Source organism: Paenibacillus melissococcoides, from assembly GCA_944800085.1.
Taxonomy (GTDB): Bacteria; Bacillota; Bacilli; order Paenibacillales; family Paenibacillaceae; genus Paenibacillus_B; species Paenibacillus_B melissococcoides.
On sequence record CALYLO010000004.1, the window covers coordinates 451,851 to 466,551 of the forward strand.

General features: G+C 55.1%; 10 protein-coding genes and 2 pseudogenes. All 12 read left to right on the forward strand.

The genetic code is table 11. The annotated features are described in order from the left end of the window. Positions 1-395 precede the first annotated feature (395 nt). Positions 396-2,352: pseudogene (gene thrS / locus OCY70_RS16885) on the forward strand (threonine--tRNA ligase). A 287-nt stretch (positions 2,353-2,639) separates the two neighbouring features. After that, on the forward strand, positions 2,640-4,856 hold the full coding sequence (locus tag OCY70_RS16890) for a M1 family metallopeptidase (protein ID WP_249725405.1): 2,217 nt from the start codon (positions 2,640-2,642) through the stop codon (positions 4,854-4,856). A gap of 221 nt (positions 4,857-5,077) precedes the next feature. Further along, a pseudogene (locus OCY70_RS16895) lies at positions 5,078-5,645 on the forward strand (glycosyltransferase family 2 protein); the annotation flags it as partial. Positions 5,646-5,675: 30 nt separating this feature from the next. Further along, complete coding sequence (locus OCY70_RS16900) at positions 5,676-6,131, forward strand: NAD-dependent epimerase/dehydratase family protein (protein WP_249725407.1); 456 nt, start codon at positions 5,676-5,678, stop codon at positions 6,129-6,131. Between the two features lie 194 nt (positions 6,132-6,325). Continuing rightward, positions 6,326-7,795, forward strand: coding sequence for an ammonium transporter (locus OCY70_RS16905; protein ID WP_213429625.1), 1,470 nt, complete (start codon positions 6,326-6,328; stop codon positions 7,793-7,795). Between the two features lie 291 nt (positions 7,796-8,086). Continuing rightward, positions 8,087-8,791: a response regulator transcription factor gene (locus OCY70_RS16910; protein WP_213429626.1), complete on the forward strand. Its 705-nt coding sequence runs from the start codon at positions 8,087-8,089 to the stop codon at positions 8,789-8,791. A 4-nt stretch (positions 8,792-8,795) separates the two neighbouring features. Then, positions 8,796-10,178 (forward strand): sensor histidine kinase, encoded by a 1,383-nt coding sequence (locus OCY70_RS16915; RefSeq protein WP_213429627.1) that lies wholly within the window; start codon positions 8,796-8,798, stop codon positions 10,176-10,178. 85 nt (positions 10,179-10,263) lie between these two features. Then, positions 10,264-10,806, forward strand: coding sequence for an FG-GAP repeat domain-containing protein (locus OCY70_RS16920; RefSeq protein WP_213429628.1), 543 nt, complete (start codon positions 10,264-10,266; stop codon positions 10,804-10,806). Beyond that, positions 10,793-11,764: an LCP family protein gene (locus tag OCY70_RS16925; protein WP_213429629.1), complete on the forward strand. Its 972-nt coding sequence runs from the start codon at positions 10,793-10,795 to the stop codon at positions 11,762-11,764. Before OCY70_RS16920 ends, OCY70_RS16925 begins: the two co-directional genes overlap by 14 nt. A gap of 159 nt (positions 11,765-11,923) precedes the next feature. Then, positions 11,924-13,093 carry an FtsW/RodA/SpoVE family cell cycle protein gene (locus OCY70_RS16930; protein ID WP_213429630.1) on the forward strand — a complete coding sequence of 390 codons (1,170 nt, stop codon included), beginning with the start codon at positions 11,924-11,926 and terminating at the stop codon, positions 13,091-13,093. A 298-nt stretch (positions 13,094-13,391) separates the two neighbouring features. Then, on the forward strand, positions 13,392-14,138 hold the full coding sequence (locus tag OCY70_RS16935) for a 3D domain-containing protein (protein ID WP_373871495.1): 747 nt from the start codon (positions 13,392-13,394) through the stop codon (positions 14,136-14,138). 110 nt (positions 14,139-14,248) lie between these two features. Further along, the gene (locus tag OCY70_RS16940) at positions 14,249-14,563 is read left to right on the forward strand and encodes a hypothetical protein (RefSeq protein ID WP_213429632.1); all 315 of its coding nucleotides are present in this window, start codon (positions 14,249-14,251) and stop codon (positions 14,561-14,563) included. Positions 14,564-14,701: the final 138 nt, after the last annotated feature.

A 14,701-nucleotide genomic window follows, 5' to 3' on the forward strand; every position in this document is an offset into this window, starting at 1 on the left:
AGACAACAATGGCGAGTTGGAACCGCCCAGAGAGAGGGACCTTGGCTGCAAGTCCCTTCGGTGGCCGCGCATATTGACCCCTTCGGAGCATTGGGCGGGAACCCCGGAAGCCGAAATGCGGCTCGGCCGGACAGTATCGCTCAACGAGTCATTCCCGTTACCGAATGCTCAAGAACCGGAAAGAGAACGATACCAAGCAACTGCGCTCAGCGGTGTTGCGAGGGTACGTGCGCTTCCGGTTGAATGAGGGTGGAACCACGGGTTAACTGCGTCAGTCAACACTCGTCCCTTGCCAGGGACGGGTGTTTTTTGTTATTCGGGGGCTCGCGGGGGAACGCACAAATGACGCATACGGATATCGCAGCGCAATAGCTGAAATGAGGAGGTCCAGCATCATGTCTATGGTCAAAGTAACTCTGCCCGACGGCGCCGTACGGGAGTACGCGCAGGGCACAACATTGGAGGAGGTTGCCGGTTCGATCAGCAGCGGCTTGAAGAAGAACGCGCTGGCCGGCAAGTTGGACGGCAAACTGGTCGATCTGGCGACGCCGGTTGAGCATGACGCCGAGGTGGCGATCGTGACGGCGGATTCGGAGGAAGGGCTGGAAGTGATGCGTCACAGCACCGCCCATCTGATGGCCCAGGCGATTAAACGGCTGTACAAGGATGCGAATGTGAAGCTGGGCATCGGTCCGGTTATCGAGGACGGATTCTATTATGATATCGATCTCGATATTTCGTTGACGCCGGAAGATCTGCCGAAGATTGAGAAAGAAATGGAACGGATTATCGGGGAAAATCTGCCGATTACGCGCCGCGTCGTCTCGCGGGAAGAGGCGTTGGCGATCTATGAGGAGATTGGCGACGAGCTGAAGCTGGATCTGATTCGCGATCTGCCGGAGGATTCCGTGATCACGATCTATGATCAGGGCGAATTCTTCGATCTGTGCCGCGGCCCGCATGTTCCGTCAACCGGCAAAATCAAGGTGTTCAAGCTGCTCAGCCTGGCAGGCGCTTATTGGCGCGGTGATTCGGATAACAAGATGCTGCAGCGGATTTACGGCACCGCCTTCCCGAAGAAGGCGCAGCTCGACGAATACTTGCATTACCTGGAAGAAGCGAAAAAAACGGGATCACCGCAAGCTCGGCAAGGAATTGAAAATGTTCACCTTCTCCCGCGAAGTCGGACAGGGGCTGCCGCTCTGGCTGCCGAACGGGGCCACGCTGCGCCGCACGATGGAGCGCTATATCGTGGACTTGGAGGAGCGCCTCGGCTACAGTCACGTCTATACGCCGGTGCTGGCCAACGTCGAGCTGTACAAGACGTCGGGTCACTGGGAGCACTACCAAGAAGATATGTTCCCGAAAATGGAGATGGACAATGAGGAACTTGTGCTTCGACCGATGAACTGCCCGCATCATATGATGGTGTACAAGAGTGAGATGCGAAGCTACCGCGACTTGCCGATCCGGATTGCCGAGCTCGGCACGATGCACCGCTACGAGATGTCCGGCGCGTTGACGGGGCTGCACCGCGTGCGCGCGATGACGTTGAACGACGCTCATATTTTCTGCCGTCCGGACCAGATCAAGGAAGAGTTCGCGCGGGTCATAGCGCTGCTGCGCAAAGTCTACGAAGATTTCGGCATCAAGGAGTACCGCTTCCGCCTCTCCTACCGGGATCCGCAGGATACCGAGAAGTATTTCCAGGACGATGCGATGTGGGAAATGTCCCAGCGTATGCTGCGCGAAGTCGTCGAAGAGCTGGGCCTTCCGTTCTTCGAAGCCGAAGGGGAAGCGGCCTTCTATGGTCCGAAGGTCGATGTGCAGATCAAGACGGCGTTGGGCAGGGAAGAGACGCTGAGCACCGCGCAGCTCGACTTCCTGCTGCCGGAGCGCTTCCAGCTTGAATATGTCGGTGATGACGGGCAGAAGCATCGTCCGGTCGTCATTCACCGCGGCATCATTAGTACGATGGAGCGCATGACGGCGTTCCTGCTGGAGAACTTCGCCGGCGCGCTGCCGCTCTGGCTGTCGCCGGTGCAGGCGAAGGTGCTTCCGGTATCGCCGGCGTATGAGGCGTATGCCAAGGAAGTGACCGAGAAGCTGCTCGATGCGGGCATTCGCGCGGAAGCCGATGTGCGGAACGAGAAGCTCGGGTACAAAATCCGCGAAGCGCAGCTGGAGAAAATGCCTTACATGCTCGTCGTCGGCGAGAATGAGAAGAACGAAGGCGCCGTCTCCGTCCGGAAGCGCGGAGAAGGCGATCTCGGCATGAAGCCGCTCGCGGAGCTAATCGGCCTGATGCAGGAAGAAATTCGGACGCGCTATATCGCAGAGCCGAAGGAATAATAACCTAGCGAGCGTGCATGCGTGCCGCCAAAGGCCGAGACGGAAGCCGAATCCGGTGAGCGGGCGAATTGCCGCTTGGCAATCCATACCGCCATACAAGACGTCTGTCGCTGACAGGCGTCTTTTTTGTGCAGGAGTGAAGCGGGCAGCGCGAGGAATCGAACCGGACGCCGGGCTGACAAGTTTGTAAGCTTCCGATAAGGAAAATCGCTGGTATGCCGCTACTTGTCTCCGTTACAATAGGGGTGACAAGTAAGACATCAGCAACGATAAGGAGTGGGAGATTGATGAAACTGACAGGACGCCAACTGCTGCACATGACCATGGCGGCAGCTATGGCCTTCACGATGCAGGCGGCCCCTCTGGCCGGGACCGGTACCGCCTATGCCCAGGAGAGCGGCAAGCCGGGCTTGACTCAGAACGCCGCGGCGGAACAGGCGAAGCGGGAGACTGCTGCACAGGTGCAATATGATATTCAAGCGAAGCTGGACACAGAAAAAATGACGATTACAGGAAAGCAGACAGTAACCTACCGCAATACATCATCCGACCCGCTTCAAGATGTCGTCTTCCGCCTGTTCGCCGATGCGAATCGCTCGAAGGAGACCCAACCCGCCATGTTCGAACGGAACAATGAGCAGATCGCCAAGGATAATCCCGATAAGAAGCCGGAGGACTTTCTCGGCGGCATCGATATTATTAGCGTAAAGGATGCCAGCACGGGACGGACGCTCGATTTCAAGAATGAGAATCAAGCGCTGACGGTTCCGTTGGCGAAGGCGTTGAAGGAAGGGGAATCCGTCACGCTTGAACTGGAATACAAGACCAAAATTCCGTTCGGCATGCAGCGGCTGTCTTATTACAAAGATATTGTAAACGGCGCGCATTGGTTCCCGGTCATGTCGGTCTATGACGGAAAGACGCATTCTTGGGCGAAAAAGCCTTACAGCAAAACGTTCGAATCCGATTATTACGAGATGGCCGATTATCGCGTCAGCCTGAATGTTCCGGAAAAGCTTCAGGTGGCGATGCCGGGCCAACTGTCCGAAGCGGCGGCAGAGCCCGGACGCAAAACGGTTACGGCCCAGGCCGACAATACCCGGGAGTTGGTATTCTTTGCCAGCCCGAAGTACCATAAGGCCAGCAAAACGGTGAACGGCTTGACCGTGGAATATTATTATTATAATGACGACAATGATCCGAAGAAGACGGACATCATTAATCAATATATCGATCAGGCGTTCAAGGCGATCACCTTCTTCAGCGAGAAGTTCGGTCCTTACGATTATCCGGAATTCCGGATCGTCGAATCCCATGTCGAGGGCGTGGCTGTCGAATTCTCCAGACTCATCCAGATGGGGCTGGTCAGCGCGCAGGACGATCCGGAAAATAAGACGGCCTTCGTGCATGAGATTGCGCATCAGTGGTTCCATTCGATCATCGGCAATGATTCGGAGCATGAATCGTTCCTTGATGAAGGCTTTGCCGACTTCGCCATGGCCTATTTCTATGAAGAGCAGGGCAACAAGATGAGCGGGTTCGACGGCGTGCGGATGGATGAATTTCCGCTGGAAGAAAAGATTAACTCCACGAATGACAATGTGGGCGACTCTCCCGATGCCGTATTTTACAAAAAAGGGCGCCTGGCCATCTATGAGCTGTACCGTACGGTGGGACAAGCCAAGTTCGATGCGTTCATGAAGGCGTATTATGATCGTTACGCTTATCGGAACGCGACGGTCGAAGGGCTCCTGCAGACCATAGAGGATCAGTTCGGGACCGAGATTCGCCAGCGGATGGATGACAATCTGAACAAGCCGAAATATGAGCTGAAGCCGGAATTCCGGTTGACCGAAGCGGAGAAGGCGAACTACACCCGGACGACGATGACTCAAATGTATGACGGCATCCTGGGACAACATCCGGATCTTCCGCAACCATCGATGCTCCGTATCATGTCCAAGACGCTGCATGGCGAGCCGCTGGTTATCGTGCTGAGCGATGGCGTGAGTCCGGAAGCCGAGGCCCAGCAGGCCATCGTGAAGGACAGCCTTCTCAATATGCTGGACATGTGGGGCATGAAGGCTACCGTGTTGACGGAGCGGCAGGCGGTCAAGAAAACTATGGAGACGACGCTGGCCAAGAGCAATGTTATCGCGATCGGAAATTCATCGAAGAACGCCTTCGTGCAAGCGATGAAGCCGCAGCTTGTGGAGAAGTCGGCGCAATCCGGCTTCCCGTGGAAGGAAGTCATGGGCAAGCCCGGTCTCTATGGCGCTTACGGCGCGGTTCATCCATACAACAAGAACCGGCTCGTGGTGCATTACTTCTGGACGGATGATCATATGAATGACAAGGCGGCAGAGGCGTTTTTGCCAACGGCCAGCTTCAGCACGTTATTCCCGACGCAAAACTTCCACCAGTATCAAGTATTCAAAGAGGACGGCACGGTCTATAAAGAGAAGTTTACCGAAAATCCGCTGTCCCAATTGTTCAAAGAATAGAATACCGCTCAATGCCTTGCGGCTTTACGGGACTTCTTCTCCCACTGCAACGGCTGCTTCCAGCATGTAAGGGCTGCCCCTGTCATCAACGATGACAAGGGCAGCCCTTGTCCATTATGAAGGGAGCAAGAAGGCGTGAAAAAAGGCGATGGACCAAGAGTAAATGAACAAGCCAATGCGCCTGGAGTTCATATAGTAGGACAAAGGAGGGAAGATAAACAATGTTGCGCAGTACCATCATTTCCCATTTTTATAACGAAGAGTATTTACTTCCGTGGTGGCTGCAGCACCATGTTCCGTTGTTCGATCATGGAATTCTCCTGAATCGCGGATCGACCGACCGCTCCGTCGACATCTGCCGACAGTTTGCCCCTCATTGGGAAGTTCGAGATTCTACAGTGCATGAGTTCGACGCTGTCTTAGTTGATCGTGAAGTGATGGAGGCAGAGATGGAATGCACAGGGTGGAAGACCGTGTTGAACACGACCGGAATTTCTATGCTTCCGGGATAAGCAAGAATTTTACACAGCTTTGGAGGCACTGGGAAGTAATATGTATTTTATCCGATCGATCTATATGGTAGATGATCCGAAGTACGGGTATGCCGCTCCCCATCCGGCCGTTCCGTTAGTTCGGCAGCGCCATCACGGGTATATTTCGCCGATTATGGGGAGGTTCATTCACAAGTTTCCTCATGGCAACTATTGGACGGGAAGACATTATTCTCTCCATCCATACAGTGAGTTCCCGTGCGTGGACTATCCGGCTCCCGCTTTTATATTGAAATTCGACTCTATCGGAGAGGGGAATGAAGAAGAGTTGGGGGTAAGCAGCGGCTGGGCGCGGATCTTCCACCTGTACGGTCCGCGCGAGGCCGGGAACAGGCTCGTGTCTGCGATTATCCGGGCTTTGCTCGAGGGCAAAGAGGCTTTATGCACCCACGGCCGGCAGTATCGGGATTTTCTGTATGTCAAGGATGTTGCCGCAGCTCTGGTCGCTATGCTTTTCAGCGATGTGCAGGGAACCGTCAATATCGGTTCGGGCAAGCCGATTCAAGTAAAGGAGTTGGCTCTGGCAGTTGCGCGGCGCTTCGGAGGGGGCCGCCGGATTCGATTCGGGGCAATCCCTTATCCCGAGGATGAGCCGCTATTCATTGGCGCCGACATCGAGCGATTGCAGAGGGATGTGCAATGGAAGCCCGCATATACGTTAGAGGCCGGAATCGAGGAATCGATTGCCTGGTGGAGGAGAGTGCGGGAAGGCACCATGGAATGAGGCACGATGTATCCGTGGCCAGCATGCGGCATGAAACGGTTGTGCGAGTTTTATGTCAGATTCATTTACATTAATTGTTGAAAAATATACATTATCTTGAAAACCTATTGAAACAAGGCGATCCCACCCCTATAATCACCAATAATAAATCAAATTTGTGTTATATTATCTGACACAATAAGGGAGTGGAGATTATGCAGAGCAATCTATCAATTCGAGCGGCACGTAGGTCAAGCGGGTGGAGCCGCTGGGCGATGGTTGCGCTCCTCGGCATCGGCTGGGGGGTAAGCCTGCCGGTTCCGGCGCGGGCAGCGGATGGTCCGTCGGTCGAGACGTTGAACACGGGGATGAATGCCCTCTGGGTCATGCTGTCGGCCGTGCTGGTCCTCTTCATGCAGGCGGGCTTCATTCTGCTGGAGTCGGGATCGACCCGTATGAAGAATGCGGGCCATATCGCGGGCAAGACCGTGTTCACGGTCGGCTTGTGCTCGCTGGTGTATTGGGCCGTCGGCTATGGCCTCATCTTTGGCGGCAGCGGGAACGGATTCGTCGGCTGGGGGGATTTTTTCTTCAACCCGCAGAGCGCTGACGGCCTCCCCCCGTTCGTCTTCTTCACCTTCCAGTTCGCCTTCGCGGCCGTGGCCCTGTCGATTGCGTGGGGAGGCTTCGCGGAGCGGGCGAAGCTGTCCGTCTATGTGCTGTTCACCATCCTGTTCACGGCTGTCATTTATCCGGTCGTGGCGCACTGGATCTGGGGCGGCGGCTGGCTGGCGGAGCATGGGAAGCAGGACTTTGCCGGATCGACCGTCGTTCACTTGACAGGCGCGATGGCGGCATTGGCGGCGACGCTGCTGCTCAAGCCGCGGCTTGGGCGCTTCGGCGGCAAAGGAGCTGCCGAGGAGATGAAGGGGCATAATCAGGTTTACACCACGCTTGGCGTGCTTATTCTGTGGATAGGATGGTTCGGTTTCAATGCGGGCAGCACGTTGGCCGTAGATGACGGATTTTTCGGATATGTGGCGATGAACACGCAGTTGGGCGCCGGAGCCGGCGCGATAGCGGCGCTCGCGATCAGTTGGATCGTCAATGGCAAAGCGGATATTCCGACGCTATTGAACGGCACGCTGGCCGGGCTGGTGGCAATCACCGCGTCTTGCGCGTTTGTCGAGCCATGGGCGGCGGTGCTTATCGGTCTAGTCGCCGGTGTGCTGGTTTTCTACAGTGCGAAGCTGTTCGATAAACTGCGCATTGACGACCCGATTTACGCGTTGTCCGTCCATGGAATGGCCGGAATCTGGGGCACGCTCTCGAACGGAATTTTCGCGACGACGGAGCTGGCGGCCAAGGTAGGAGTCGGAACCGGAGGGCTTCTCGATACGGGCAGCTTCCACCAGTTGGGGGTGCAGGCCTACGGAATCGCGGCAGCCGGCGCGTTTGCCTTCCTCGCTTCCTATGTTCTGTTGTATGGCATCAAGCAAATCTTGGGCCTGAGAGTGCGAGAGGATGAGGAAGTGATCGGTCTCGATCTGAGCGAGCACGGCGAATACGGCTATCCGGAGCAGATGGGCCAGCTTGACGCTGCGCAGCACAACCGCCCCGCAAGTTCCCCGGGGCCTCAACCGATCGGCCATTCGCCCGCGAAGCCGGTCGTGCTAAGAAGATAGGAAGACCGTCTGCAAAGATAAAGGTCCGAGAAGCGGTTTGCGTCTTGAACGCGGATGGCTTCTCGGGCTTTTTGCCGTTCATCCTGTCTGGGCATGGTCTGCTGCAGCGGCTGAAAAAGGGGGGATCGCGGAACCGTGCCGTCACCCGTTATAATAGAAGATAAACGCAAAGCTGGAACGGACCCGCTGTCTGCATGCCAGCGCTGCGGCAGCCGGTGCTATGCCGCTCCGGCCGCCTGAAGTAAATGAATCTCCCTTGTACAATCATGAACGGGAGTGAAGGAGGCAGCCATGAATACTTCCTGCAGCAATCAAGTACTCGTCGTTGAAGACGATGATAATATTAGACGGTTTGTCAAGATTAACCTGGAACGGAACGGCTTCCAGGTCGCGGAGGCGGCGCAAGGAGAGGCGGCGCTGCATCGTTTTGCGGCAACCCATCCGGAAGCGGTCGTGCTGGACATTATGCTCCCCGATATCGATGGCTTTGCCTTATGCGAGCGGATGAGAGAGGCGGATCCCGACATTGTCATCATCTTTCTCACGGCGCGCGGGCAAGATCTGGACAAGATCAAAGGCCTTGAGCTCGGGGCCGATGATTATATCGTCAAGCCGTTCAATCCGCTGGAGCTTGTCGCCCGAATTCGGACGGTACTGCGCCGGACCCGGCAAGCGGCCGCGCCTGCGCGGAAGATTGTGGAATCCGGCCCGTTCCGGCTCGACCTGGATGCGAACCGGCTGTACAAGCAGGATGATGTGATCGGGTTGACGCCGAAGGAATATCAGATGGTCAAGGTGTTTATGGAGCATCCCGACAAAGCTCTATCCCGGGATGATCTGTTGAACCTGGTCTGGGGAGAGGACTTCGTCGGCGATCCGAAGACGGTAGATGTGCATGTTCGGAAGCTGAGAGAGAAGCTCGAAGACGATTGTTCGAAGCCGCAGCGGATTGAGACGGTATGGGGAACCGGGTACCGCTGGAGAAAGGACGAATGACATTGTGGGCATCCGACAAAGATTAGTAGGCAGCTATTTGGCGGTCATCCTGATTACGGTATCGATATTGGAAGTGTTCCTGATCGCGTCGGTGGATTACTATTACCATTACAGCGTCAGGCGCATTCTGGTCAATCAAGCGGAAATTTCGGCCGCTTTTTTTCAGCAATATTTCTCGGGGCAGGATGTGGCTCGGCAATCGGAGCGGCTGCTGCGGGGATTTTCCCAGAATAGCGCGGCACAGGTGCAAATCATCGACGCCTCGGGACGCCTGCTTCAGGATAATGTCAATGTCCAGGCCCTCGGAAGTCAGATTGATTATCCGGATGTGCGGCAGGCGCGGGATGGAGCGATGGGCATCTGGCGGGGGACATCCGCTTCTACTGGGGAGTCCTTGCTGGCGGTATCCTATCCATTGGTGACGGACGGCAAGACGGTTGGGGTGGTCAGATATGTAGCGTCCTTGACGGGCACGATTGCCACCATCCGCTGGATTGCTGCCTTATGCATTGCGGCCGGCCTGCTGGTCGTCGCCATTGTGGCCGTGGTCAGTCTGTTCCTGTCGCGCACGATCACCGGATCGATTCAGGAGCTGAAGCTGGCCGCAGACCAGATGGCGGAGGGCAATCTCTCGGCAAGAGCGGAGAAACGGTACAAGGATGAATTGGGGGCCTTGGCAGACACGTTAAATACGATGGCGTCCCGGTTGCAGCGAAGCGATCAGCTCAAAAATGAATTTATCTCCTCGGTATCCCATGAGATTCGAACGCCGTTAACGTCCATTAAGGGGTGGACGGTGACGTTGAAGGCTGCGGGCGGCGACAGCAAGGCTTTGCTGGAGGAGGGGCTGGACGTGATTGAATCGGAAAGCGACCGCTTGACCGAGCTGGTGGATGAACTGCTTGACTTCTCCAAGCTGGCGAATGGAAAAATTACGTTGTCCCGAGCCCCGGTACCTATTCCGGAGCTGCTGCAGCATGTCGGGATACAGCTTGCGCCAAGGGCGGCCAGACTGGGCCTGGTGCTGGAAATCAAGGCGGGAGATGACCTGCCCGTCATCGATGCGGACGCCAATCGCTTGAAGCAGGTGCTTCTCAATTTGTTGGACAATGCGATAAAGTTCACTCCGCCGGGGGGGACCATTACGATGCGTGCGGATACGCTGAAGGAATATATTGTTCTTACGGTCGAGGATACGGGGGCGGGGATTCCCGAGGCGGATATCGGGAACGTCCTGCAAAAATTTTATAAAGGCAGCAACAGCGGGGCCGGCAGCGGGCTGGGCTTGTCGATCTGCCACGAGATCGTGAAGCTGCACGGCGGGTATCTGAAAATAGAGAGCGAGCCGGGGCGGGGAACAAAGATTCAGGCGTTCCTTCCGCGTTAGATAGCATAATTTTAACCTTTTCATAACCTATTTTTGGTTATGAACTAATACACTAGAGTGGAAGACAGGCAGAGAAGGGGATGCAATGAGAGACATACGGAGATGGGGAGCGCTCGCAGCGGCTTCCTTGCTGTGGATAGGCGGATGCAGTATGCCTTCCGCTCCGGCCGATTTGGTTCAGCCGCCGCGGCCCGAGCCCCATCATCGCAGCGACCTTGTGTTAAGCGACATTCCCGGATTTTCCAGATTATTGATTCCGGCTCTCGGCGAAGAGGGCAGCGGCATCTCGGTCGGGGATGTGGATGGGGACGGCAACGATGAGGTCGTCGTCGTATATGAAGCGAATATTCAAGACGAGAAGGTGCAGAAGGCGGCCTTGCTGAAGCGGGAGGATGAAGCGTGGCGGGTCGTGTGGGATACGAAGGGCTTCGGTCATGGCCTGGATTACGCAGGGCTGGCCGATCTGAACCAGGACGGCTATCCCGATATTGTGCTTGGCTGGGCTCTGGGCGGCGGAGAAAAGGGCATGGATGTCTATGTATGGAAAGACGATGGCATCGAATTGTGGAGAAAACAAGCATACCGCGGCCAAATGAGTTTAGGAGAGATGAACGATGAAATTAAATAAAAAGTGGGCGATTATTGCGCTTGCTGCGGGAATTGTGCTCGTTGGCGCCTTTTTATTTCGCAAGCAGCTAGCCGTACTTGCCTTCGATATGTTCCTGTCGGATAAGGTGGAGCAATCCTTGGATCGGACCTATAAACCGATTTATGAGACGAAGGACACCATCGGTATTGAAGATAATCCGTTCTCGCTCTTGCTGCTCGGAATCGATCAGCGCGACAAGGAGATTGGACGCTCCGATTCGATTCTCTATACCGTCGTGAGGCCGAAGGATAACCGGATTCTGCTCTTGTCCATCCCGAGGGATTCCTACGCTGAGATTGTCGGCAAGGACAAGCAAGACAAAATCGCCCATGCCTATGCCTTCGGGGGCGCGAAAATGAGCGTCGAGAGCGTGGAACACCTGCTCCAGCATCCGGTGAATCATTACGCGGCCATCAACTTTAAAGGATTCAGGGATGTCGTTGATGCGCTGGGCGGCGTCGAATTGCCGATCACGGAGGACATTCGGAACCAGAGCCCTTATCATGACAAATTCCTGATCGAAGCGAACAAGCCCATCTATACCGGACTGGAGGCGCTGAACTATGTCCGCTATCGCGAAGATTCGGACATGAACCGGATGGAGCGCAACCGTATCTTTTTGCAGGCCTTGATAAAGCGAATGGTACAGCTTGACAAGATCAGCCATTTGCCCGAGCTTCTGGAGATTGCCGGTGACAACCTGGACACTGATATTTTGCCCGGCGATATGATTGGCTTGGCCAAAATGATGTTATTGAAGGACAGCCTCCCTTCATTCACCAGTTATTCATTGGTTGAAGAAGGAAAAATTATGGATGATATCTGGTATGGCATACTGGATGAAGAGAACCTCGATTATGCGCGGAAGCTGATTGGCAATTGGCTCGATCCGGAGGTGCCTTCCGAGGAATTGTTATCTCCGGAGGTAAAGGGATAGCGAGCGCCTGTATCCAAGTTGAAAGTTTAATCGCTTTAATTTTATGGCTGGTACTGGGGGAACGGGCATGCTTCCCATTCTGATTGTTCGGGATAACAAGCGGACTGCGCGCGCAGAGGAGCGGGCAATCTTCCGCACCAAGGAATAAGAGGTACTGATATGATCTATATTCGCAAGCTTAAAAAAATGGATAGACCGACCGTCATTTTCATGCTCGCGCTCATTGTCATTGGCACAATAGCCGTGCATGGAGCGACTACCGGAACCAAGCTGGACGGATTATATGTGAACAACATCGTTTTATTTGCCTTGTTCACCATTCCGACGCTGGTTGTCGCGGTATTCGATTATTCGATGCTCTTGGGCGCCGTGGCCTACGTGTTATACGGAATCGGAATTGCTCTCCTGCTGCTCGTGATGTTCGTTGGAGAAAATATCAACGGAGCGGTCCGGTGGCTGAGCATCGGCAGCTTCCAGCTTCAGCCCTCCGAGTTGATTAAAATAGCCACGGTATTGGTGGCCGCCGATCTGCTGCACAAGCGGTCGGGCCGGACGCTTCGTCTGCTCCCCGATCTGCTGCCGATCGGCGTCATGTTCTTCGTCCCGACGATCCTGATTATGAAGCAGCCCGATCTCGGCACTGCGCTTGTCTTCGTCGGGGTCCTGCTCGCCATGTTATGGATGGGCAACATCCGCACCTCCCAAATGGCCTTGCTGCTTGGCACGATCGCGGTGGCGATCGGGACGATTTGCTGGTTGTATTACGCGGATCACGATTTGCTGGCCAAGCTGGTCAAGCCGCATCAATTGTCGAGAATACAGACCTTTCTCGACCCGGCCAGCGATCCCGATAAATCATGGCATGTCAACAATGCCATCCATGCGATCGGCTCGGGGGGACTGGGCGGAGATTCGGGATTCTATATCGAGCGCGGCTACATACCGTATGCGTATTCGGATTCCATCTATGTGGTCATCGGCGAGAAATACGGGTTTTTAGGATCCTCGACGCTGCTGCTGATCTATTTTCTTCTGATCTATCGCATGATGCTTATCGCGCGCGCGAGCCGCGATCTGGCCGGATCCTATCTCGTTATCGGACTTGCCGGGATGCTCGTCTTTCAAATCTTCGTCAATATCGGCATGCATATCGGCTTGGTTCCGTTAACCGGCTTGTCGCTGCCGTTCATCAGCTATGGCGGCAGCTCTCTATTGGTGAATATGGTGTCGATCGGGCTGGTGCTGAGCGTCCAGATTCATAAGGATGACGTCATCCTGGATGTTGGCGGCCCATTGCCCGCCGAACCTGCCTTATTGGGCCCAAAATAGATTGGCCGCTGGATAATGTCGAAAGACCCCTTCTTTAGCGGAGGGGGTTCTTTTTTTTCGATGATGCATAAAATAAATGAGCCGTGGACATCCTTCCCACTAAGGGAGGGGTAACCATATGTTGACAGGAATGAACAAGGAACCAAATTGGGAAGAACGCTCGATGCTGAAGTCAACTGGCGGCATTGCCAATTATTCGCGGCTTCGATTCGCGGCCATTCTTCTGCTCGTCGCGATCGCCATTGCCTTGATGCCAGACGGGGGAGAGGCGGATGCCTATCCGTACCGCTATCAGGACATGGTGGCGCAAGGATCGATGCCTGCCGCGATGCAGCAGGGACGATTGCCGGCATCAGCGCCGGTATGGGAGGGCTCAACCCTTCCCCAGGACGCATGGAATCGGTATGCGGCTCTTCCGCCGATGGTGTACGGTGCGGCTTCGATGGCCTGGAATCGGTTGGCCGCGCTTGAAGCGTATCATGCAAGGAGCGAGCAGTCTCCGCCGGTTCCGCTCGTATATGTCAATCCGCCGGCCCGTCCGGATCAAGTGGCGCAATCTTCACAGAAGGAGCCGCGCAGGGCCGTGCCGACTTCCTCGATGTCGTATTCCGACATCAATCTGGCTCCGGGGAAGCAGCAGGTGATCAAGAGAGTGAAGGTCATCTCCACGGGCTATACGGCAGGTGTGGAATCGACCGGGAAAAAACCGGGCCATCCGGAATACGGCATCACCTACTCCGGGGTGAAGGTGCGTAGAGATTACGTATCCACCATCGCCGCCGATCTGTCCGTTTTCCCGCTCGGCAGCATATTATATATTCCCGGCTACGGATACGGCATCGTGACGGATATCGGTTCGAAAATAAAGGGAAATAAAATCGATTTGTATTTCCATACAACGAAGCAGGTATATAAGCAGTGGGGCAAGAAAGAAGTGGAAGTTCAGCTTATCCAGGAAGGCAGCGGCAAGGTGTCGGAGGACATGCTGAACCAACTGAACGAAGCCGTCTTCAAAACCGGCTCGATTCCTAAATCGCTGCAGTAGCCCGCCGCGCGAATAAAGCGGGGCGGACCATCGCATACTATTTGTCGTGGGAAACGACGTTTCCTTGACATGCTCGCCAACGATGGCGAACACTCAGGAGGTGAAATGCGATGAAAAACAACAAAGCGAACAGAATGTCCCCAGCGAATTCGAAATATGTTGACGCTGAATTTGCAGCAGAAAACACGGTTGCAGATACGGGAGTTGCAGCAAGAAACGCGGGTGCAGTTCCGGGAGGAATTGCAGGAAGAAACGCGGCTGCGAACACGAATTTTGCAGCGGGAAATGCTTTTGCGGATACGGAATTCGCAGCTGGTAACGAAGCTGCGGACACGGAATTTGCGGTTGAATCGGAAGGCGCTGCAGGCGCTCTGAACAAGCCGCAAGCGAACCGTATCAACAAAAAACAGCCGGAACAATTGTAATTACGCGGCCATGGGAGCGCCGGCAACGGATTGTTCCTTGGTTATAAAGAGATGCAATGACCGCCGATAAGGCGGTCTTTTTTACATCCAATGGACCCGGTTGGTGTTGGCGCTCAGACGGCATATCGGTTCCGTTCG